At 75.1% G+C, this 21,326-nt stretch carries 15 protein-coding genes; 3 read left to right on the top strand and 12 right to left on the bottom strand.

The window, feature by feature from the left end:
- Nucleotides 1-738: 738 nt before the first annotated feature.
- From J1G43_RS16090 to J1G43_RS16100, 3 genes are all read right to left on the bottom strand, one after another.
- The gene (locus J1G43_RS16090) at nt 739-1,674 is read right to left on the bottom strand and encodes a tetratricopeptide repeat protein (RefSeq protein WP_207341722.1); all 936 of its coding nucleotides are present in this window, start codon (nt 1,672-1,674) and stop codon (nt 739-741) included.
- A 141-nt stretch (nt 1,675-1,815) separates the two neighbouring features.
- Nucleotides 1,816-2,877, bottom strand: a complete 1,062-nt coding sequence (locus J1G43_RS16095) for a hypothetical protein (protein ID WP_242635911.1) — start codon at nt 2,875-2,877, stop codon at nt 1,816-1,818.
- Nucleotides 2,874-4,898 carry a hypothetical protein gene (locus J1G43_RS16100; protein ID WP_207378834.1) on the bottom strand — a complete coding sequence of 675 codons (2,025 nt, stop codon included), beginning with the start codon at nt 4,896-4,898 and terminating at the stop codon, nt 2,874-2,876. The genes J1G43_RS16095 and J1G43_RS16100 overlap by 4 nt, the downstream gene beginning before the upstream one ends.
- Before the next feature lie 344 nt (nt 4,899-5,242).
- Between J1G43_RS16100 and J1G43_RS16105 the strand changes: the two genes are divergently transcribed.
- Both J1G43_RS16105 and J1G43_RS16110 read left to right on the top strand, forming a co-directional pair.
- On the top strand, nt 5,243-7,444 hold the full coding sequence (locus J1G43_RS16105) for a hypothetical protein (RefSeq protein ID WP_207341693.1): 2,202 nt from the start codon (nt 5,243-5,245) through the stop codon (nt 7,442-7,444).
- Between the two features lie 7 nt (nt 7,445-7,451).
- A complete protein-coding gene (locus J1G43_RS16110; protein ID WP_207341692.1) occupies nt 7,452-8,000 on the top strand; it encodes a hypothetical protein in 549 nt (182 codons plus the stop codon).
- A gap of 22 nt (nt 8,001-8,022) precedes the next feature.
- Here J1G43_RS16110 and J1G43_RS16115 read toward each other — a convergent pair whose 3' ends face one another.
- The 6 genes from J1G43_RS16115 to J1G43_RS16140 all read right to left on the bottom strand — a co-directional run bounded on the left by J1G43_RS16115 (nt 8,023) and on the right by J1G43_RS16140 (nt 16,031).
- Nucleotides 8,023-8,769: an alpha/beta hydrolase gene (locus tag J1G43_RS16115; RefSeq protein WP_207341691.1), complete on the bottom strand. Its 747-nt coding sequence runs from the start codon at nt 8,767-8,769 to the stop codon at nt 8,023-8,025.
- 56 nt (nt 8,770-8,825) lie between these two features.
- Nucleotides 8,826-9,704 carry an HAD family hydrolase gene (locus J1G43_RS16120; protein WP_207371296.1) on the bottom strand — a complete coding sequence of 293 codons (879 nt, stop codon included), beginning with the start codon at nt 9,702-9,704 and terminating at the stop codon, nt 8,826-8,828.
- Nucleotides 9,701-10,006 (bottom strand): hypothetical protein, encoded by a 306-nt coding sequence (locus tag J1G43_RS16125; protein WP_207341689.1) that lies wholly within the window; start codon nt 10,004-10,006, stop codon nt 9,701-9,703. Before J1G43_RS16125 ends, J1G43_RS16120 begins: the two co-directional genes overlap by 4 nt.
- A 104-nt stretch (nt 10,007-10,110) precedes the next feature.
- Nucleotides 10,111-11,559, bottom strand: coding sequence for a GH1 family beta-glucosidase (locus tag J1G43_RS16130; RefSeq protein WP_207341688.1), 1,449 nt, complete (start codon nt 11,557-11,559; stop codon nt 10,111-10,113).
- A 147-nt stretch (nt 11,560-11,706) separates the two neighbouring features.
- Nucleotides 11,707-13,980, bottom strand: a complete 2,274-nt coding sequence (yicI, locus tag J1G43_RS16135) for an alpha-xylosidase (protein WP_207378835.1) — start codon at nt 13,978-13,980, stop codon at nt 11,707-11,709.
- Nucleotides 13,977-16,031, bottom strand: coding sequence for a beta-galactosidase (locus J1G43_RS16140; RefSeq protein ID WP_207341686.1), 2,055 nt, complete (start codon nt 16,029-16,031; stop codon nt 13,977-13,979). The genes yicI and J1G43_RS16140 overlap by 4 nt, the downstream gene beginning before the upstream one ends.
- A 281-nt stretch (nt 16,032-16,312) precedes the next feature.
- On the opposite strand from J1G43_RS16140, the gene J1G43_RS16145 reads away from it, so the two are divergent.
- A complete protein-coding gene (locus J1G43_RS16145; protein WP_207341685.1) occupies nt 16,313-17,320 on the top strand; it encodes a LacI family DNA-binding transcriptional regulator in 1,008 nt (335 codons plus the stop codon).
- Nucleotides 17,321-17,367: 47 nt separating this feature from the next.
- Here the strand turns inward: J1G43_RS16145 and J1G43_RS16150 are convergent, their stop codons facing one another.
- From J1G43_RS16150 to J1G43_RS16160, 3 genes are read right to left on the bottom strand one after another with little or no spacing between them, the layout of a single operon-like run.
- Nucleotides 17,368-18,378: a carbohydrate ABC transporter permease gene (locus J1G43_RS16150; RefSeq protein WP_207378836.1), complete on the bottom strand. Its 1,011-nt coding sequence runs from the start codon at nt 18,376-18,378 to the stop codon at nt 17,368-17,370.
- Nucleotides 18,375-19,391, bottom strand: coding sequence for an ABC transporter permease (locus J1G43_RS16155; RefSeq protein WP_372434917.1), 1,017 nt, complete (start codon nt 19,389-19,391; stop codon nt 18,375-18,377). The genes J1G43_RS16150 and J1G43_RS16155 overlap by 4 nt, the downstream gene beginning before the upstream one ends.
- Nucleotides 19,392-19,405: 14 nt before the next feature.
- Nucleotides 19,406-21,049 (bottom strand): extracellular solute-binding protein, encoded by a 1,644-nt coding sequence (locus J1G43_RS16160; RefSeq protein ID WP_207378837.1) that lies wholly within the window; start codon nt 21,047-21,049, stop codon nt 19,406-19,408.
- Nucleotides 21,050-21,326 lie beyond the last annotated feature (277 nt).

The raw sequence follows: 21,326 nt of genomic DNA on the forward strand, positions 1-21,326 counted from the left end.
AAGAGGGGCATCAACTGGCATCATCCCTGACCAGACCCACGGGGTGGACCCAGCCAGGCTCGACACCACAAACATGGCATCGACTACTTGGCACACTGTTGAGTTCTCAAGGAACAGACGCGCATCCGCTGGACCCTCTCGGGCCCGTCTGGAGGCAACCGTTCTAACTTAGCCGTTCCGCGGCTCCCGGTCAAGGCGGCCTCTCGGCGTCCCTGGCTCGTTCGCCTGGGTCGTGAGACCCGGCCGGCCGGCCCCGTGCTCCGAGGAGCCGTGGGCCTGGATGACCGTACCCGATCCGCTGACCTGGTCCGACACCCGCCTCTCCGACCCCGGGGGGCTGAGCGGCTGGATGACCGTACCCGATCCTGCGACCCGGTCCGACACCCACCTCTCCGGCCCCGAGGGGCTGAGCGGCTGGATGACCGTACCCGATCCTGCGACCCGGTCCGACCGCCCCCACGACGCCACGACGCGGCTGGCGCTCAGCGCCGGCCGACGAGGTCGAGGGGGGTGCCGTCCGCGGGGACCGACCACCGGGTCGAGCTCGGTGTCCGTTCCTCCCTGCCGGGCGGCCGGGGGAACATTACGCAGCACCCGGCCGACGCGCAAGTCGCGTGAGCGGGTGTGACCGGGGGCACCGACGATGCTCTCGGCGGACCCTCCCCGGCACGCGACAACGCCGCCGGCCGGGAGGCCGACGGCGCTGCTCACGCGGTGGTGGTGAGAGGTCGATCGCGGTCAGTACAGGGCCGACGCGAGCGCGCGGCGGGCGGCGACGACACGCGGGTCGTCCGTGCCCAGGACCTCGAAGAGGTCGACCAGCCGCACTCGCACCCGCTCCCTGTCCTCGCCGGCGGTGCGACGCACGAGCTCGACGAGCCGGGCGAACGCGTCCTCGACGGCACCGCCGAAGACGTCCAGGTCCGCGACCGCGAGCTGCGCGTCGACGTCGTCGGGCCGGGCGGCGGCCGCCTCGCGCACCGCGCGCACGTCCGCACCCGCGGTGCGCTCCATGAGACCCACCTGCGCCAGGCCCGCGCTCGCCATCGCGTCGCGGGGGTTCTCCCGCAGCGCCTGCTCGTACGCCGAGCGCGCCGCGGGGAGGTCGTCCCGCTCGATCGCGTCGTACGCCGCCTGGTGCAGCGGCGGGAGGGCCGGCTCCGGCTCGGGCTCCGGGGCGGGAGCGCCTGCGGCGACGCGGCCCGTGATGCCGTTCGCCTCGGCCGCCGCGAGGAGCTGGTCGAGCACCGCCCGCACCTGCTCGCGCGGGTAGGCGCCCTGGAACAGCGGCACCGGCTGCCCGCCCAGCACCGCCACGACGGTCGGCACCGACTGCGCCTGGAAGGCGGCGGCCACCTGAGGGTTGGCCTCAGCGTCGATGCGGGCCAGGAGCCAGCGTCCCGCGTCCTCGTCGGCGAGGGCCGCGAGGTCCGTCGCGACCTGCTGGCTCACCTCGCTCCACGGCGCCCACAGCACCACGACCACCGGGTGCTGGGTCGAGGACTGGACGACGTCGGCGAACGTCGACTGGTCGACGTCCCGGACGTACCCGCCGGCGGTCGGCAGGCCGCCCGGGCTCCCGGGCGGCGGGGTGGCCGGACGTGCCAGGGCCGACAGGTCGACTGCTCCGCGCGCGTCGAGGCGGGGGCCGGGCTGCTGCGACGGCTGCGACATCACGAGCTCCTCGGTGTGGTCGTGCGTGCTCAGGTCGGTGAGGACGTCACCGCGGGTCGGCCCCACGGACGTGGGTGCGGTGCCGTCCGCGCATTGTCCATCGTCGCAGGCCCAGGGCGCAGCGGCGTCCGCCGCGGCGCGTCACTGGGCCGTCGCCGCGGTGACCGACTGCTCCCCCGCCAGCACCTGCACCTGCGCGTCGCTGCCGGCCGGCGGCACGTACATGACCACCACACCCGTGAACGTGCGCGTCAGGCTCGATCCCGCCGTGGTCGCCCCGCCCGCGAGCGCCGAGTAGAACGGCTCGACCGTGATCGTGCCGCCGGGCGCCGCGAGCGTCACGGTCGACGTGGTGGCGATCTCGCTGACGACGATGGCCCCACCGTCGACCGTGCCGACGGTCACGACCGGCTCGGCGGCCGGGGTGTACGTCTGGGTCAGCGTGGCCGCGTCGGCGAGCTGCGAGACGACCTGCGCCCGCTCGGCCTCGATCGCGGAGCGGAAGGCGTCCGGCGCGAACGCGCCCGCGTGCGGCGACGCGTCACCGTTCGCCAGGACGTCGGTGTACTGCGCGACCGCGTCGAGCGGGGTGAGCACCAGGCCCTCCGCGTCCGGCGCGAGCGTGGGGCTGCCCTCCTCGGGCGCCGCGGTCGCGGGCGTCTGCGCCGACGGCATGAGCTTGGCCCAGCCCCACAGCTTGTACTGATCCCGCGGGGACGCCTGGCGCAGCACGAGGACGCGGGGTGCCTGCAGGTCGTCGGGCTGCTCGGTCACGACCAGCTGGGTGCGGGGCCAGGTGTCCGTCTCCGACACGACCAGCGCCTGCTCGTCGAACGGCAGCGCCGTCGGCGGCTTCGTCCCGCCGTTGGCCGTGTTGCGCACGTACTCGGCGGTGCGGATGGCCAGGGCGGGGCCCTCGAGACGCGCCGCCAGACCCGCGGGGTCGTTCCCCGCGTCGCCCGCCGCGACCACCTCGGACACGGCGCCGAGCACGCGCTGCGCCTGGGCGACCGACAGGGCAGGCGGTGCGACGGCGGGCACGGGGTCCGGCTGCGCGGTCGGCAGCGGCGTGCCGCAGCCGGTGAGCAGGAGCAGCGGGAGCGCCGCCGCGGCGGCGAGCGCACGCCGCGCACGGCGTGTGGGCCGTGCGGCGCCGACGACGCCCTGGGCGGGCTGCGGGGCGCGGGTGCGGGTCAGGGTCATCGTCCTTCCTCCGTGGTCGGGTCGTCGTCGTCGGCCGGCAGGCCCCACGCGCGTCGCCAGGCGTCTGCGCGCGGGCCGGCGGCGGGTTCGGTCCCCGCCGCGCGCGGTCCGGTCGGGACGGGGGCGTCGCGGAGCCAGGCCGGACGCGGGGGGTCGGCCGGGGCGGGGCCAGCGCTGCGCCCCGGGACGGGGCCAGGGGTCGCGTCGGCGCCCGTCACGGCCCGCGGCCCCTCCGGACCGGCGGCACGGGACGCCTGGGGCCCCGCGGACGGGCCACGGCCCGGCGCGTCCGGACCGGTGGCCCAGCCCGGGCGCGCGGACGTCGGACGCCGCCCGCCGGGGGCGTCGGGCGAGCCCGCCGCTCCGGGCGGGGGCAGCTGCGGGCTCCCCGTCGGACGTGCCGGTGGCAGCTGCGGGCTCGCACCCGCCCGCCCCGGGGGGAGCTGCGGGGTACCGGCCGGACGCGCCGGCGCGGGCTGCGGGGTACCGGCCGTGCGCGGCCCCGGCGGCGGGAGCTGCGGGCTGCCGGCCGGGCGCGTCGAGTGCTCGCCGCCGAGCCAGGCGGGGCGACCGTGCGGGTGCTCCGACGCCGGGCCGGGTGACGCCGCGGCCGGCGTCCCCGTCATCGGCCCGCCGCCTCGGGTGGCCGTCGTCCGCGCGGCGGTGGCGGCCGGGATCCAGCCGGTCGGCGCGTCGTCGCCCGTCGGTACGGCGCCGCCCGTGGGCGCGCCGCCGTCGCGGCGCCCGCCGACGGGCACGGCCGGGCCGCGGGGCGTCCGCGGTTCCGGGGCGTCGGCACCCTCGGGCGCACCCGAGGTGTGCGCGTCCTCCCCCTGCCCGGTCGCGCGGGCCTCGCGGCCGCTCGAGCCCAGGGAGGTGACGGCGCGCAGCGCACGCCGTGTCGCGGGGGCCACCGCGGCGAGCGGTCCTGCGGCCCGGACGGGCTCGCCGGGCAGCGCGGGCTCTGCGGGCACCGCCGGGTCCGTGCTCCGGGCACCGGCTGCTGCCGGGCCGGCGGCCGGGGTGGGTGCCCCACCCGCGCGCGTCGGCGCGGCCGTGCCGGCCGTCCGACCTGTGCCGGGTGCGCCGTCGGAGGCGGACCGCCCACCAGGGGCGGCGCCGGTGGAGGCGGCAGGCGAGACCGCGACCGGTGTCACCGCGGCGTCGTCGCGTGCCGCCGACGCGTGCACGGGCTCGTCCGCGGGCGAGGCGCCGGACGCACGGGCGGCACCCTGCGCCGCCAGCTCCCGGAGCTGCCGGCGCGTGAGCCCGGCGGGCTCCCCGTCGGGGCCGACCACGGGCATCGGCCCGGTGAGCACGGGGGTCCAGTCCGCGTCGGAGCCTCGCCGCCTGCGACGCAGGTCGCGGACGAGCAGGGCCGCTGCGGCCAGCACGAGCAGGCTGCCGACGACGACGCACGGCCACAGCCAGGGCGTCGTGACGACCTGGGGCCAGGCGAGCGACAGGGTCACGGGCGAGCCGCCCGGACCGGCGGCCAGCACGCTCCAGCGGCCGGGCTGCGCGGTCCACGTGATCTCGGCGGAGCCGTCGCCCGTCGCCTCCACGACCCACAGGTCGGAGCCGGTCGGGTCGGGCACCGTCACGGCGGCCCCGGCCTCGGCAGGCGCCTCACCCTCGGCAGGCGCCTCACCCTCGGCAGGCGCCTCACCCTCGGCGGCCTCCGTGGGCTCGGGAGCCGGTGCGGCCACGTCCTCCGCGGCCAGCCGGTGCCAGCCGGCGAGCCCGGTGACGCGCTCGTGGGCGTCGGTCCCGACCCAGCCCGCCACGTCCGTGTCACGGCCGACGGCGAGGACGACGGGTCCGTCGGCCTCGGCCCGGACCGTCACCTCGTCACCGGCCAGCTCGAGCACGCCGGGGTCGGTCACCACCAGGGGTTCGTCGGCCCGCAGCTCGGCGACGAGCACGTCGTCAGCACGCCATGCGGTCGCAGAGGCCACCCCGAGGGCGATGACCACGACACCCAGGAATCCCACCAGGGCGACGATCAGTCGCTTCAGCACGCACAGTCCTCTCCGGTCGCGAACGGCCCCAGGATAGGCAGACGGGTCACGACGGGCCGAACCCGGACGAGGGGTGACGGCCCGATCGTCACCCGACCTCCACCTCCCGATCACGTCGGGACGACGCGGAGGGAGATTGCGGGGCGAACCCGGACAGACGCGGCACCCTGCCCACGCACAGGCCGCTCACCAGCACCGACGCACTCGCCGGCGGGCGTCGCCGGGCGCGTGGTCCGTCCTTTTCAGGGACCGTGTGCCGCGTATCCTGGCACCGGGGCACCGGCCCACCGAGGAGGACCTCGGCCACCGCCGCCGGCCGGGCCCGTCTTCCAGGAGGATCATTCGTGCCCGAAGCCCGGAACCCGTTTCCCGTCGTCAACTTCCGCGGCTACGACCGCGACGCGGTCGACGAGACCATCGGCGCGCTCGAGAAGGCCCTGGCCGACGCGCGGGCGCAGGTCGAGGCGCTCGACTCCGAGAAGATGAAGGTGGCGGGCGAGCTCTCCGAGGCGCACCGCCAGCTGCGCGAGGCGGAGCGCCCGACGTACGCGGGCCTGGGCTCGCGCATCGAGCAGCTGCTGCGCTCGGCCGAGGAGCAGTCGTCCGACGTCATGACCCAGGCCAACGCCCAGGCTGCGGACTCGCTGGCGCGGGCCAAGCTGGCGGCGGGTCAGCTGCGCGCCCGCGCGGAGAACGAGGTGGCCGAGCTGCTGGCCACCGCCCGGCGCGAGGCCGAGGAGGTCCGCACCACGGCGGCCGCGGAGGCGGAGAGCTCGGTGCTGGCTGCCCACCGCCGCGCGGAGGAGCTCGTCGGGTCGGCCGAGCGGGAGGCGGCGCGGATCCAGAGCGCGGTCGCGACCGAGGAGAGCGAGCGGCGGACGTCCCTCGAGCGCGAGCTCGGGACGCTGCGGGCACGCGTCGAGCACGAGGCGACCCAGCTGCGCGTCGCCACCGAGCGCACCGCGACCGAGCTGCGGACGCGCACGGAGGCGGAGACCACGGCGCTGCGCGAGGAGACCGAGCGGTACGCGCAGGACCTGCGCCAGAGCGCGGACCAGGAGACCACCGAGCTGCGTCAGCGCACCGAGGCCGAGGTCGCGGCGCTGCGCAGCGACGCGGAGCGGTACGTCGCGCGCCTGCGGTCCGAGGTCAACGCGGAGGTCGCCGCGGCGCGGCAGGCCGCGGCGGAGGAGACCACGGCGCTGCGTGCCTCGGCGGCCGAGTACGCCGACGCGACACGCGCTGCCGCGGAGCGCGACGCGGCGGCGCTGCAGCAGCGGGTCGCCACGGAGGTGGCGGCGCTGCGCACCGAGGCGGAGCAGTACGCCGCGTACGTCCGCGCGACCGCCGAGCGCGAGGCCGGCGAGCTGCGCGCCGCGACGCACGACGAGATCGCCCAGGTCCGGGCGGAGGCCGAGGACGCGGTCGCGACGCTGCGCACCGAGTCGGAGCAGTACGCCGCGGAGCTGCGGGCGTCCGCCGAGCGCGAGACGACCGAGCTGCGCGAGCGCACCGGCTACGAGGTCGCCCACCTGCGCGAGACGGCCCAGCGTGAGACCGACGAGCTGCGGTCCACGACCGACCGAGAGACGTCCGAGGCCCGGGCCGCCGCGGACCGCGAGACCACGGAGCTGCGCGAGCGCACGCGGCTCGAGGTCGAGCGTCTGCAGAACGAGGCTCGCCGGGCGGTCGCCGAGGCGATGACCCAGGCCCGCACGCAGGCCGACGAGCTGGTCCGGCGCGCCGAGCAGCAGCTCTCCGACGCCGAGCTCGCCATCGCGGCGCAGCACGAGGCGGCCGAGCGGCACGACGCTGAGCGCCACGAGACCGCGCGCGCCGAGACCGAGCGGCTCGTCGCGGACGCCGAGGCGCACGCCTCCGAGGCGGAGGAGCGCGTGGCCAAGGCCCTCGCGCACGCCGAGAAGGTGCGGGTCGACGCCGAGCAGCAGGCAGCGGAGCTGCTCGCCAACGCGCGGCGCAACGCGGACCGCGTGGTCGCCGAGGCACGGGAGCACGCCGAGAAGCAGATCTCGGACGCGATGACCGAGGCGGAGCGCGAGCGGACCACGGCGACGCGCCAGGTCGAGGACCTGCACCGGCAGCGCGAGTCGATCACGTCCTACCTCGACGAGCTGCGGCACCTGCTCGGCACCAACCCGGACCGGGCCGCGCTGGAGAAGGCGGGCAGGATCGAGGAGAAGTTCGTCAAGGAGCAGTCGGGCGGCACCGCGGCCGCACCCGCGCAGCGCGCCGAGCGGCAGCCGGCCACGGCGGCCCGCCCCGCCGGCACGGAGGCGGCCGACGCCGCCCCCGACGGTGCCGGCGACCGCACCGGGACGACCGGGTCCACCGGCTCGGGCGACGCCGCCGGCCCGCAGACCGAGCCGGCCGGTGACGAGGGCTCCCGCCCGGCGCGTCCGGCCCGGCCCGCGCGCACGTCGAAGGCTCGCCCGGCACCGGTCTCGGCGGCCGTGCCCGTCGTGCCCTCCCCCGCCGTCGAGCAGCAGGCCGACACGGCGACGGACGCGTCGTCCGACGGTCGCTGACCACCCGATGAGCAGCCCGCAGCCCTCGCCGGACGGTCGCACCGACCGTCCGGCGGGGCGCGCGCCCGGCGTCCCCCCGCACGGGCCGGCGGGACCGACCCCGGCCGCGCCGCAGGCCGCCTCGGAGCAGCCCGGCCCCGACCGCGCCGCGCAGTGGCGCGAGCAGCGCCGGGAGGCCGCGCGCGCGCACGCCGACGCGCTGGCCGCACGGCAGCGCGCCGAGTCCACGCGGGCGCGGGCGATCATCGCGGGCTTCCTCGCGGAGGCGCGCGAGCGCGGCGTGGCCCCGGGCCCGCTGCACGTGCGCTCGTACGACGGCCGCGCGCGCTACCGCACGCCCCTGCGGGGCTGGTACCTGCGCCGCGACGAGACGGTGGGCGTCGACACCGCCGGGGAGTTCTACGTGCTGACCGCCCCGCCCAGCCTCACGGCCCGCTTCCGCGGGGTGCAGCCGGTGCCGCAGGACCCGCCGCTCGTCATCGGTGCGGGCGGCAAGGACGGCGAGTCGATCGACCTGCCCGACGCCCTGGCGCGGGTGCTGGCCGGCGAGGTCTGACGCCGGCCACGTGAGCGTCCGGTCAGCCGGCGTCCACGCGGTTGGCGAGCTCGGACAGCGCCGTCGCCACGGCCGCCGGGTCCTCGACCGCCGACAGGTGACCGACCCGCGGCACCACGACCAGCAGCCCGTCCGCCGCCGTCGCCACCATGTGGTCGGCCGCGTCGGTGCCCGTGACGGCGTCCTCGTCGCCCACGACGACGGTGACCGGCCCCGTGAAGAGCCGCAGCGTCTCCGTCCGGTCGGGTCGCGCCGCCATGGCCCGCTGCGCCCAGGTGACACGCGCCGGGTCCTGCTCGCCGATCCAGGCGGTGACGCGCTCGACGACCTCGGGGCGGGCACCGCGGGTGGTCTCCCCCAGCAGCGTGCCCACCATGCCGCGGACCGGGTCGACGGAGCCGGCGGCCTCGACCTCCGCGGCGACGCCCTCGCGCTTCGCGGCGGCCTCGGGGGTGTCCGCGGTCGACTTGGTGTCGACCAGCGCGAGGCCGGCCACGAGCTCCGGGTGGCGCTCGAGGAGCGCGAGCGCCACGTACCCGCCCATCGAGAGCCCGGCGACGACCACCGGTCCGGTGCCCGCGTCGCGCACGACCTGCGCGACGTGGTCCGCCGCCGCCTCGAGCGAGGGCTCGGGCAGGTCGGAGCCGACGGGGACCGGCAGGTCGGGAGCGAGCACCGGGCGGGTCCGCGCGAGCGCGCCTGCGACGTCGTCCCACATGCGGTGGTCCAGCGGGAAGGCGTGCAGCAGGACGATCGGGCTCGCGGTCATGCGTCCTCCAGGAGGTGGGGCCGAGCGACCACCGGTGCGGTCGCCCGCTGACGACACTATCGACCGGGCGGGCGGCCCGCCCTGCGTGCGCGGGCGAGGCGCGCCGCGTGCTCCAGCAGCACCGCGACCCCGTCGTCCGCGTTGGACGGCAGGGTCGCGTGCGCCGCGGCACGCACGGCGGGGTGGGCGTTCGCGACCGCGAAGGCGCGCCCGGCCCACCGCAGCATCGGCAGGTCGTTGGGGGCGTCGCCGACCGCCCACACCTGGGCCGGCGCGATCCCGCGGCGCGCGGACCAGTCGCCGAGCGTGGCGGCCTTCGTCACCCCGGGCGCCGCGATCTCGCCGAGCGCCGCGGCGGCGGACGACGTGACGTGCGCGAGGTCGCCGACCACTCGCTGCGCGTCCGCCACGAAGGTGTCCGCGTCCGTGGGGCGCCCGGTCGCCCGCAGCAGCAGCTTCAGGGTCGTGGGCGGCAGGACGTCCTCGATGCGCTCGGCGCGCGGGCTGCCGGGCGGCACGTCGTGCTCGGAGACGAAGCCGCGCTCGGAGGCGAAGCCCGCGGCGGACTCGACGGCGAGGTGCACGCGGTCCGCGCCCCACGCCGCGCGCAGCCGCGCGGCCACGGCAGCGACGCGCCGGGCGTCCATGCCGTGCTCCTCCAGCACGCGCAGCCCCGCGACGTCGACGACGGACGCGCCGTTGGCGCAGATCGCGACGCCGTGGCCGGCGACGTGGGCGGCCAGGTCCGTGAGCCAGCGGTGCGGCCGGGCGGTGACGAAGACGACGTCCAGGCCCGCGTCCTCCGCGTCCGCGAGCGCGGCGGCGGTGCGGTCCGAGACCGTCCCGTCGGGGCGCAGCAGCGTGCCGTCCAGGTCGCTGGCGACCAGCCGGACGTCGTCGCCCGTGCCGGAGTCCTGCTCGGGTGCGGCGCTCACCGGCGTGTCGGCCCGCGCCGGGTGCGCGCCTGCCAGCACGCGGTGTGCCAGTGCCGCCGCTCGTCGAGTCCGTCCCCGCGCCAGGAGTCGGTGCGCCACGCGACGACGTGGGCGGTGCCGGCCGCGACGGTCTGGAAGCAGCCGGGGCAGCGGTACTCGCGGTCCGACCCGGCGACCCGCTGCACGACCCACTCGCCGTCGGGCCCGCTCTCGGACCGGCGTCCGCCCGTCACCCGGTCCAGGTCGAGGGGCACGTGACCGGTCCCGTAGGGGCGACGGGACGATCGGCGGGAGCGTGGCACGGCACCATCCTCACCCGGCCGCCGACCCGCCCGCTCCCGCGGCCCGGGACGCCGACGCCCCGCCGGCCGCGGTCGCGGCGGGCGGGGCGACGGCGGGGCGTGCGTCAGAGGGTCGCCGCGGAGTCCGGCGTCGGGATGACACCCGTGCGGACGAGCTCGCGGTACCACCGCGCCGAGTCCTTGAGGGTCCGCACCTGCGTGTCGTAGTCGACGTGCACGACACCGAAGCGGCGGTCGTAGCCGTAGGCCCACTCGAAGTTGTCGAACAGCGACCACACGAAGTAGCCGCGCACGTCGACGCCCTTGTCCATGGCCTCGCCGACGGCGTCGAGGTGGTCGTGCAGGTACGCGACGCGCTCCGCGTCGTGCACCCGGCCGTCCGGCGTCACGGTGTCGTAGAACGCCGCGCCGTTCTCGGTGATGGCCAGGGGCAGCCCCGGGTAGCGCTCGTGCAGCTCGAGCAGCAGGTCCACCAGTCCCTGGGGCTCGATGTTCCAGCCCATCGCCGTGTGCGGCCCGGGCTGCGGCAGCCACTCGACCTGGTCGGCACCGACCCAGGGGCTGACGACGGACGACCGGTGCCCGTCGGGACCCGGCGTTCCGTCGCCGACCGGCGGCGTCCCGTGCTGGACGCGGCCGGTGGAGTAGTAGTTGACGCCCAGCAGGTCGATCGGGACGCGGATGAGGTCGAGGTCACCGTCCTGCACGAACGACCAGTCGCTGATGCCGGCGGTGTCCGCGAACACACGCTCGGGGTACGCGCCCTCGAGCAGCGGGCCGAGGAAGACCTCGTTCGCGATGGTGTCGATGCGGCGCTTGGCCTCGACGTCCGCGGGCTCGTGGGACGCGGCGCGCGTCACGTGCAGGTTGAGGGTGATCGACACGGGCGTCTGCGCACCGAGCTCCTCACGGATCGCGCGGGCGGCCAGCCCGTGCGCGAGGTTGAGGTGGTGGACCGCCGCGAGCGCCGCGGCCGGGTCCGTGACGCCCGGGGCGTGCACGCCGGAGCCGTAGCCGAGGAAGGACGAGCACCACGGCTCGTTGAGCGTGGTCCACAGGTGCACCCGGTCGCCCAGCGCGCGGGCGACGACGCGGGCGTACTCGGCGAACGCCTCCGCGGTCGCCCGGTTGGTCCAGCCGCCCTCGTCCTCGAGCGTCTGCGGCAGGTCCCAGTGGTACAGCGTCACGACCGGCTTGATGCCGTCGGCGATCAGCCGGTCGACGAGGTCGGCGTAGAAGTCCAGGCCCGCCTGGTTGACCTCGCCCGTGCCGGTGGGCAGCACGCGCGACCACGCGATCGAGAACCGGTACGCCTGCAGGCCCAGGTCCTTCATGATCGCCACGTCCTGCGGCACGCGGTGGTAGTGGTCGATCGCCACGTCGCCGGTGTCCCCGTTCAGGACCTTGCCCGGGGTGTGGGAGAACGTGTCCCAGATGGACGGGGCGCGGCCGTCCTCGTGGACGGCTCCCTCGATCTGGTACGACGCGGTGGCCGAGCCCCACAGGAAGTCTGCCGGGAAGGGACGGCCGGACGGCCTCGTCGTGCTGGTCATGCTGGCCTCCGTGGGTCCACGTGGTCCGGCGGGACCGGAACGGTCACCCGCCGCGGCCGTGCGGCAACGGTGCCCCACGGGTCGAATCGATACGATACAGGGAGTGGGACCGCTCCCGCACCCCTGGGACGACTCAGCGGGCGTCGCTCACGCCCGCAGCTCGACCTCCGCCGTGCCCGCCGCGACGTCGACCCGGTCCCCACCCCACGGGTGCACCGCCCACGCCCCCGGGGCCCCGACCGCGCGCACCCGCACGGTCGCCCCGACGCGCCGCACCTCGAACGTCGCCTCGCCCTGCCCGCTCGGCACGCGCAGCGTCGAGACGTGACCGTCGGCCAGCCCGAACAGCCGCAGCGTGACGCCGTCGGCGTGGTCCCGGTCGGGGCGGTCGTCGTGCGCGCCGACGGGCAGCACCGTGCCCGGCCGCACGTACAGCGGGACCGAGTCGACGCCGTGCCGCTCGTGGACCCAACGCGGCCCGGTGACCTGCTCCCCCGTGAGCAGCGACGTCCACGTCCCCTCCGGCACGTAGACGTCGACGTCCCCGTCCGCCGAGAACACGGGCGCCACCAGCAGCGACTCCCCCAGCATGTACTGGGTGTCCACGGTCGCGGCCCCCCGGTCGTGCGGGAACTCCAGCACCATCGGCCGCATGACGGGCAGCCCTTCCTCGTGCGCCACCCGGCCCGCCTGCGCCAGGTAGGGCATGAGCGACAGCTTGAGCCGCGTGAAGCGCCGCGTGACCTCGACCGCCTCCTCGTCGAACGCCCACGGCACCCGGTAGGAGTCCGAGCCGTGCAACCGGCTGTGCGACGACAGCAGCCCGAACGGCACCCACCGCTTGAACACCGCGGCGTCGGGCACGCCCTCGAACCCGCCGATGTCGTGGCTCCAGAACCCGAACCCCGACAGCGCCAGCGACAGCCCGCCGCGCAGCGACTCCGCCATCGAGACGAAGGTCGACTCGCAGTCGCCGCCCCAGTGCACCGGGTACTGCTGGCCGCCCGCGGTGGCCGAGCGCGCGAACAGCACCGCCTCGCCCGGTCCCCGCTCGGCCTCCAGGAGCTCGAAGACGCACCGGTTGTACAGGTGCGCGTAGTAGTTGTGCATGCGCTGCGGGTCCGACCCGTCGTGCCACACCACGTCGGTCGGGATCCGCTCGCCGAAGTCGGTCTTGAAGCAGTCGACGCCCTGGTCCAGCAGCGTGCGCAGCTTGCCCTGGTACCACGCGACGGCGTCCGGGCTGGTGAAGTCCACCAGCGCCATCCCCGCCTGCCACAGGTTCCACTGCCACACGGACCCGTCCGCGTTGCGCACCAGGTGGCCGAGCTCCTTGCCCTCCGCGAACAGCGCCGAGCGCTGCGCGATGTAGGGGTTGATCCAGACGCAGACGCGCAGACCGCGCTCCTTGAGCCGGCGCAGCATCCCCTCGGGGTCCGGGAACGTCGCCGGGTCCCACACGAAGTCGCTCCAGTGGAACTGCCGCATCCAGAAGCAGTCGAAGTGGAAGACGCTCAGCGGCAGGTCGCGCTCGGCCATGCCGTCGACGAAGTGCGTGACCGTGGCCTCGTCGTAGCTGGTGGTGAACGAGGTGGACAGCCACAGGCCGTAGGACCAGTCGGGCACCCGCGCCGGGCGGCCGGTGAGCGCGGTGTACCGGCGCAGCACGTCCTTGGGCGTCGGGCCGGCCACGACGTAGTAGGTCAGCGACTGCCCCTCCACCGAGAACTGGGCGCGCGAGACGACCTCGGTACCGATCTCGAAGGAGACCCGCTCCGGCTGGTCGACGAACACCCCGTACCCCGTGTCCGAGAGGTAGAACGGCACGTTCTTGTACGCCTGGTCGCTGGCCGTGCCGCCGTCGGCGTTCCAGATGTCCACCGTCTGGCCGTTCTTCACCAGGGCGCCGAACCGCTCGCCCAGGCCGTAGACGTGCTCCCCGACGCCCAGGGTCAGCTGCTCACGGACGAAGTGCCGCCCCGCGGCGTCGGTCATCACCCCGACGCTGCGGGCCACGGACGAGGTGAGCACGCGGCCGTCGGCGACGAACTCGACCGACCAGTCCCCCTCGGTCGCCACCCGCGCCTCGAGCGGGCCCGAGCGGAGCGTCGCCACGGGGGCCCCGTTGAGCTGCGGCGTCGTGATCTTGACGTCGCCCACGCTGCGGTGCAGCGCGAACCGCGGACCGCGGTCCAGCCCACCCTGGAAGTGCTCGATGGTCACGCCGACGACGCCGTCCATGGGCGAGTGCAGGGTCACCGTCACCAGTGGCCGGTTGAGCGTGTCCCCGCGCGTGACGATCGGCGCCGTCGACGCGTACACGGTGAGCGTGTCCTCGCCGGCGACGACGTCGTCCACGTGGCGGGGACGCAGCTCGGTGACCCCGGGCAGGAGCTGCCAGTAGCCGTCGGTGAACTTCATGGGGTCCTCTCGGTCAGGGCGAGGGCGCCGTGCGCCGCCAGCGGCACACGGCCGGTGACGTCGGTGCCGGTCAGCAGGTCGTGCCAGGCTCCGGCCCCGGCGTCGGTGAGCTCGACGGCGCGCGGCCGGTCGCTCGCGTTGAGGCAGAAGAGGACGTCCCCGCGGCGCACGACCTCCACGCCCGCCTCGGCCCGCACGTCGGCGGGGCCCGCGACACCGGCCGCCGCCAGACAGGCGCGGACCACGGCCCCCACGGCGTCCGGCGGTAGCAGCGCGCCGACGTACCAGCCCTGCCCGCCGCCGTCGTGCCGGCGGCGGACCACCAGCGGGCAGCCGTCCAGGTCACCCCCGTCGACCGTGGCGAGGGCCTCACCGTCGTCGACGCGCAGGCGCTCGGCCCAGTCGTGCACCACGACGTCACCGAGCAGGTCGGACCGCACGCTCACCCCGACGTCGGGCAGCGGCACGTGCTCCTCCCCCGATCCGCCGACCAGGTCCGCGAACGGGACGGGGAACCGGCCGGTGCGCACGTGGGCGTCGCGGTCGACCACGGCGGAGAACGGCCCGACGAGCAGCACGCCACCACGCTCGACCACGCGACGCAGGCCCGGGACGTGGGCGTCGTCGACGAGGAACAGCTGCGGCGCCACCACCAGGTCGTACCCGTCGAGGTCCGCACCGGGGGGCACGACGTCCACCGCGACGCCGTCCTCCCACAGCGGCCGGTAGTAGGCCAGGAGCTGCGGGAGCACGCGCAGCCGCTCCGACGGGCCGCCCGGCTCCTCGGCCGCCCACCAGCTCGACCAGTCCATGACCAGCGCCACCCGTGCGGGCACCCGTGTGCCGACGACGCGACGCAGCCTGCCCAGCTCAGCACCGTGCGCCACCACCGCGCGGTGCCGCGCGGTGTCCGGCCCGGCGTGCGGGACGAGCGCCGAGTGGAAGCGCTCGGCGCCGACCACGGACGCCCGCCACTGGAAGAAGCACGAGCCGTCGGCGCCGCGGGCGATCGCGCGCAGCGAGTCCAGGCGCAGCCGGGCGGTCGACTTGGGCACGTTGTGGGGCCGCCAGCTCACGGCACCGGCCGCCTGCTCCATGACCATCCACGGCGCGCCGCCGGCCAGGCCGCGCGCGAGGTCGTGCGTGAGCGCGACCCGCACCACGTCGTCCGGGTCGGCCGGGTCCCCGTAGACGTCGTCGGCGACGACGTCGAGGTGCGGGGCCCAGCGCCAGTAGTCGGTGGGGTGGTGGAAGCCCATGAGGTTGGTGGTGACCGGCACGCCCGGCGCGTGCTGCTCCACGACCTCGCGCTGCTCGAGGTAGAGCGCCAGGAGCTGGTCGGAGGCGAACCGCCGGTGGTCGAGCACCTGGGTCGGGTTGACCAGGTAGGGCGCGGTCCGCGGCGGGATCACCTCGGACCACTCGTCGTAGCGCTGGCTCCAGAACGTGGTGCCCCACGCCCGGTTCAGCTCGTCGAGGCTGCCGTACCGTGCCCGCAGCCACGTGCGGAACCCCTGCGCGCAGTGCTCGCACCAGCACACCTGGCCGAACTCGTTGCCGACGTGCCACATCCGCACGCCGGGGTGGGGGCCGAACCGCGCGGCGAGCGTCCGCACGACGGACAGGGACCGCTCGCGGTACTGCGGGGAGGAGGGGCAGAAGTGGTTGCGGGACCCGTGCGACAGGCGGACGCCGTCCCGCGTGACGGCTCGCGTGCCCGGCCAGAGCACCCCGAGCCAGGGCGGGGGCGAGGCGGTCGGGGTGGCGAGGTCGACGAGGATGCCGTGGTCGGCGGCGAGGTCGACGACCTGCTCCAGCCAGCCGAGCTCGAAGCGCCCGGGCCGGGGCTCGAGCGCGGCCCAGGCGAAGACGCCGACCGTCACGAGGTTCACGCCCGCGTCGCGCATGAGAGCGACGTCCTCGCGCCAGACCTCGGGCGGCCACTGCTCGGGGTTCCAGTCGGCGCCGAGCAGGAGGCCGACCTCGTCGGTGAGGCGCGCGAGCGGCCGGGTGGGCGCGGGTGCCGCGCGGGGTGTCGCGAGGTCCGTCACGAGGTCCGCCTCCCCCCGCGCCCCTGGGCGCCCTGATCGTCGAAGCGCTTCACCAGCCTAGCGCGTCGATATCGTTCTACCTCCGCGTGGGTCCCCCGGCGTCGAGCCGGACGTCCGACCAGGTGCGAGGCGAAGCGCTTGCGTGCCGACCCTGCCCGTCCGCGCGGGTGAACCCGCGCCACCGGGCCGCTCGGGGCACCCGGACCGCGCGCTAGGGTGTGCCGCACCAGCGGGTGGGAGCGCGATCCGGCGAGCCCCGAGCACCTGACGGACGGAGCGACGTGGCGAGCACCATCGACGACGTGGCGCGAGCGGCAGGGGTGTCGACCTCCACCGTCTCCTACGTGCTGTCGGGCAAGCGGCCGATCTCGGCCCCCACCCGCCAGCGCGTCGAGCGGGCCATCCGCGACCTGGGGTACCGCCCGCACGCGGGCGCCCGCGCCCTGGCCTCCAGCCGCACCAACGTGCTCGCCCTCATGGCCCCGCTGCGCGTCGACGTCAACGTCTCGGTGATCATGCAGTTCGTCACCGGCGTCGTCACCGCCGCGCGCACGTACGACCACGACGTGCTGCTGCTGACCGCCGACGAGATCGCCGGCATGGAGCGCGTCGCGACCGGCTCGATGGTCGACGCGCTGGTGATGATGGACATCGAGGCCGACGACCCGCGCGTGCCCGTGCTGGCACGCCTCAGCCAGCCCGCGGTGCTCATCGGGCTGCCGCGGGACCCCGAGGGGCTGTCGTGCGTCGACCTCGACTTCGACGCCGCGGGCCGGCTGGCCGTGCGCCACCTCACCCGGCTCGGCCACCGGCAGGTGGCCCTCGTCGGCTCCCCGCGTGCGGTGCTCGAGCGGCACACGTCGTACGCCGAGCGCATGATCCGCGGGTTCACGCAGGCGACCTCCGACGCCGGCGTCGAGGGCATCGTGGAGCCGTGCGAGTCGTCGATGGTCGGCGCCGTCGACGCGATCGACCGCGTGCTCGCCCGGCAGCCGGACGTCACGGCGCTCGTCGTCCACAACGAGGTCGCGCTGCCCTGGGTGCTGGCTGCCCTCCGCGAGCGCGGGCGGCGCGTCCCGGACGACGTCTCGGTCCTGGCCGTCTGCCCGCCCGACGTGGCCGTCGGCCAGCCGCTGCCCCTGACGAGCATCGACATCCCCGCGCACACCATCGGCACGGTGGCCGTGGAGATGGCGATGGCCCGCGTGGAGAAGTCCGCCCCGGCGGAGACGCGACTGCTCACCCCGCAGCTGGTCGAGCGCGCCAGCACGGTTCCCCCCGCGCGCTGACCACGCGGCCGCCCACCCAGCCGTTCGTCCCGTGCGCGCCACCGGCGTCAGCCCTTGATGGCGCCGAAGATGACGCCCTTGGTGAAGTGCCGCTGCACGAACGGGTACACCACGAGGATCGGCACGATCGCCAGCACCATGACCGCCATCTTGACCGGCAGGCCCGTCACGGCGCCCGTCGCGACGTCGACCTGGCCGACGCCCGACCCGGGCAGCGTCACGCCCTGCAGCACGTAGGAGCGCAGCACCAGCTGCAGCGGCCACTTGGCGTTGTCGTTGATGTAGAGGATCGCGTTGAAGAACGCGTTCCAGTACCCCACCCCGTAGAACAGGGCGACCACCGCGACCACGGCCCGCGACATCGGCAGCACGACGCCGCCCAGGATGCGCCAGTCCCCCGCACCGTCGATCCGGGCGGCGTCGAGGATCGCCGGCTCCAGCCCCATGAAGAAGTTGCGCAGGATCAGCACGTTGAACGCCGACACCGCGCCGGGCAGGATCAGCGCCCAGTACGAGTCGATCAGACCCAGGCCGCTCACCAGCAGGTAGGTCGGGATCAGGCCCGCCCCGAAGAACATCGTCACGAGGAAGACGAACAGGAGGGGGCGGTGCCACAGCGACGACGGGCGCGACAGCCCGTAGGCGGCCAGCACCGACACCACCGTCGACAGGACGGTGCCGACGGCCGTGATGCCGACGCTCACCAGGACCGCCCGGGTGACGATGCCTCCGGACAGGATCTGCCGGTACGCGTTGAGGGTGAGCTCCCGGGGGACGAGCACGAGCCCGCCCACCCGGATCGTCTCGGCCTGCGTGGACAGGCTGGTGAGGACGACCGTCCACAGCGGCAGGACGACCGCCAGGACCACGCCCGTCAGGACGAGGGCCTTGACGAGCGCGCCGACCCGCGACGGCGGCTCCTCCCACGCGGGCCGGTGCCGCGAGCGCCGCGGGCGTGGGCGGCGCGGCACGCGCGTCGCCTCCTCGGGGGCCGCGTCCCGCGGGACGAGGAGCACGTCCGAGCTGATCTCCGGTGTCTGACCGCTGCCGATGCTCATGCCTTCTGGTACACCCCCGACTCACCGAACACGTGCGCGAGCTTGTTGGCGCCGAGGACCAGCGCCAGGCTGACGACGCCCTTGACGAGGCCGGCCGCGGCCGCGAAGCCCCAGTCCCCGTAGATGACGCCCTGGTAGTAGACGTACGTGTCGATCACCTCGGCGACGTCGGCCCCCACGGCGCCGCGCTGCAGGATGAGCTGCTCGAAGCCCACGGTGAGCGCGTCGCCGAGCCGCAGGATGAGCAGCAGCACGATCACGGGTCGCAGCGCCGGCAGCGTGATGTGCCACATCCGCCGCCAGCGGTTGGCGCCGTCGACGGCGGCCGCCTCGTAGAGCTCGGGCGACACGGTGGACAGCGCGGCGAGGAAGATGATGATCCCCCAGCCGGCGTCCTTCCAGACCGACTGCATGGTGACCAGCACCAGGAACGTGTCGGGGTTCGTCATGAGGTCGAAGCCCGTGCCCAGCCCTGCGTCGCGCAGCGTCTGGTTGACCAGGCCCGCACCCCCGAAGATCTGCTGGAAGATCGTCACGACCAGCACCCACGAGAAGAAGTGGGGCAGGTACACGATCGACTGGATGGTCGTGCGGATGCGCGGCGTCACGACGCTGTGGAGCAGCAGCGCCAGCACGATCGGCACGGGGAAGAAGAAGACGAGCTGGAACGCCGTGATCACCAGGGTGTTCTGCACCGCGTCCAGGAACAGCGGGTTGGACAGCACCCGCTCGAAGTTCGCCCAACCGACGAACGGGCTGCGCAGGAACCCTGTGTACGGCGAGTAGCTCTGCCACGCGATGACGTTGCCGAGCATCGGCACGTAGGCGAACACGGCGAGCAGGAGCACCGCCGGCAGCGTCATGACGAGCAGCGCCCCGTCGCGCCGCAGGCGCGTGCGCACCGACAGCCGCCGGACCGGGAGGGGCTCCGGCCGGGCCCCCGCGGACGTGCCCGCGGGGTCCCGGACCGGGTCCGGCGCCGTGGCGGCCCTCCCTCCGCCGCGACGCACGATCTGACCGAGGCCCGTCACTGCGCGTCCAGGATCTCCTGGTAGAAGGAGCGCAGCTCCTCACCCCCCGCGGAACGCCAGGTCTCGACCGCCGCGTCGAGGTCGTCGAGCGACTTGCGGCCCCGTGAGATGTCCTTCTCGAGGTCGACGAAGGGCTGCCCGATCGACGCGAACTGCGCGGGCTCGACGATCTGCTGCGCGTAGAACAGCGGGTCCGTGACGAACTCGGCCGCCTTCTGCTGCCACGTCGAGGACGCCTCGACGTAGCCGGGGTACTGCACCCGGGTGTTCGCGATCGGGCCGTCGACGAGGAACATGTACGTCGGCTGCAGCTCGGTCGCGGCGAGCGCGGTGGGCACGGGCACGCCGCCCTCCCCCTTGGTGTAGTGCACGCCTTCGACGCCGTTCTGCACCAGGTCGAACTCGGTGGTGCCGAACGGTGCCGCCAGCACGTTCGCGAGCGCGAGCAGCTCGCGGATCCGCTCCTCGTCGTCGCTGCGCTTGAGGAACGAGAAGATGTTGGCGGGGTTGCCCTTCCACAGCACGGGCGTGCCGCCGTCCGCCGCGAACGGGTCGAGGGGCTGCTGCCAGAACCCGGGGTTGCTCGCCAGGTTGTCACGCAGCGCCTCGTGCCACCCGCCGAGCCCGTCGCTCATGAGGAGCGACGTGCCGGACTGGAAGCGGGTCTTGGCCTCCCCCTGCTGGTCGGCCACGGCGTCCGGGTGGACGGCGCCGGACGCGAACAGCTCGGCGTTCCACGCCAGGGCGGCGCGGTACTCCTCGGTCTCCACGCGGTGCACCAGGCGGTCCCCGTCGAGCCGCCACTTCGGCGGCACCGCGTGGATGGTCGCCGAGGTGTTCCACAGGTCCTCGGCACCCCAGCGGCCGCCGCCCGTCAGCTCGGCGGCCAGGTCGAGCAGGTCCTGCCCGTTCCTGACGTCCAGCGTGATGCCCAGCTCGTCGAGGACGTCGGTGCGCACGAAGGTGGCGTCCGTGATGGTCTCGCCCGGGAACGGCAGGCCGTAGAGCCGGCCGTTGAAGACGCAGAACCTCCACGCGTCCGTGGGGATGTTCGCGAGGTTGGGGTACTCCTTGACGGCGTCGCCGCCGAGGTGGTCGGTGAGGTCCTGGAAGATGTTCGGGACGATCTCCGAGCCGAACCGCGGCGGGATGTTCCAGGTGGGCACGCAGACCCAGTCCGGCACGTCCTTGGCGGACGCCAGGACCGTGGCGAGCTTGTCGCCGTAGGTGTTGCCGTCGGTGATCCGGAACTCGATGGACGAGCCGAGGATGCCGTTGACGGCCTCGTAGTACTGGTTGCCCTTGGTGGGCGGGATGGTGCCCCACAGCGGCGTCATCGCGGTGAAGGTGGCGCCGCTGCCGGGGGCCTCGGGGACGGACCGGACCAGCTCGGCGGGCAGCGTCGCGTAGCCGGGGGTGGATCCGTTGACGCTGGGGAAGTCGGGCTCGACGTAGTCGATCGGCACGTACGTCGGCAGGACGTCGCCCGAGGGGACGGCGCCGGGGGCGTCGCTCGTGCCGCAGCCCGTCAGCAGGGACGGGACGCCGACGACGGCCGCACCTGCGGCGACCATGCCGAGGAACGAGCGGCGATGCACGGGCCGGTCGGCGAGGCTCCCGGCGGAGGTGGTGGTGTTCATCAGCGCCCTTCACTCCCTCGTGGATGTGGACGTGCTGCGGTCGACCGGGCCGTCGCGCGGCGCCGCGGCTCCTCGATGACCCCGATGGACATCGCGCAATCGAAGCGGTTCGACTCGGTTTCGTGCTCGGGAATCTAGGGGACGGCACCGATTCAGGCAAGACCCCCACAGCGGACAGGAGGAACTTGTCAGCGCCGGCCGATTCGGCCACGATGGCTGGCCAGCACGCCCGACGTGGTCATCGAAACGGTTCGACCATCGCACGCGTACCGGCGGC

The sequence above is a fragment of the Cellulomonas sp. zg-ZUI22 genome (assembly GCF_017353535.1).
Lineage (GTDB): Bacteria > Actinomycetota > Actinomycetes > Actinomycetales > Cellulomonadaceae > Cellulomonas > Cellulomonas wangleii.

Bases quoted from the DNA above. Each gene is read 5' to 3' on its own strand.
- J1G43_RS16160 (WP_207378837.1), bottom strand. From the start codon at position 21,049: ATGAACACCACCACCTCCGCCGGGAGCCTCGCCGACCGGCCCGTGCAT.
- J1G43_RS16130 (WP_207341688.1), bottom strand. From the start codon at position 11,559: ATGACCAGCACGACGAGGCCGTCCGGCCGTCCCTTCCCGGCAGACTTC.
- J1G43_RS16095 (WP_242635911.1), bottom strand. From the start codon at position 2,877: ATGACCCTGACCCGCACCCGCGCCCCGCAGCCCGCCCAGGGCGTCGTC.
- yicI (WP_207378835.1), bottom strand. From the start codon at position 13,980: ATGAAGTTCACCGACGGCTACTGGCAGCTCCTGCCCGGGGTCACCGAG.
- J1G43_RS16110 (WP_207341692.1), top strand. From the start codon at position 7,452: ATGAGCAGCCCGCAGCCCTCGCCGGACGGTCGCACCGACCGTCCGGCG.
- J1G43_RS16150 (WP_207378836.1), bottom strand. From the start codon at position 18,378: ATGAGCATCGGCAGCGGTCAGACACCGGAGATCAGCTCGGACGTGCTC.
- J1G43_RS16115 (WP_207341691.1), bottom strand. From the start codon at position 8,769: ATGACCGCGAGCCCGATCGTCCTGCTGCACGCCTTCCCGCTGGACCAC.
- J1G43_RS16090 (WP_207341722.1), bottom strand. From the start codon at position 1,674: ATGTCGCAGCCGTCGCAGCAGCCCGGCCCCCGCCTCGACGCGCGCGGA.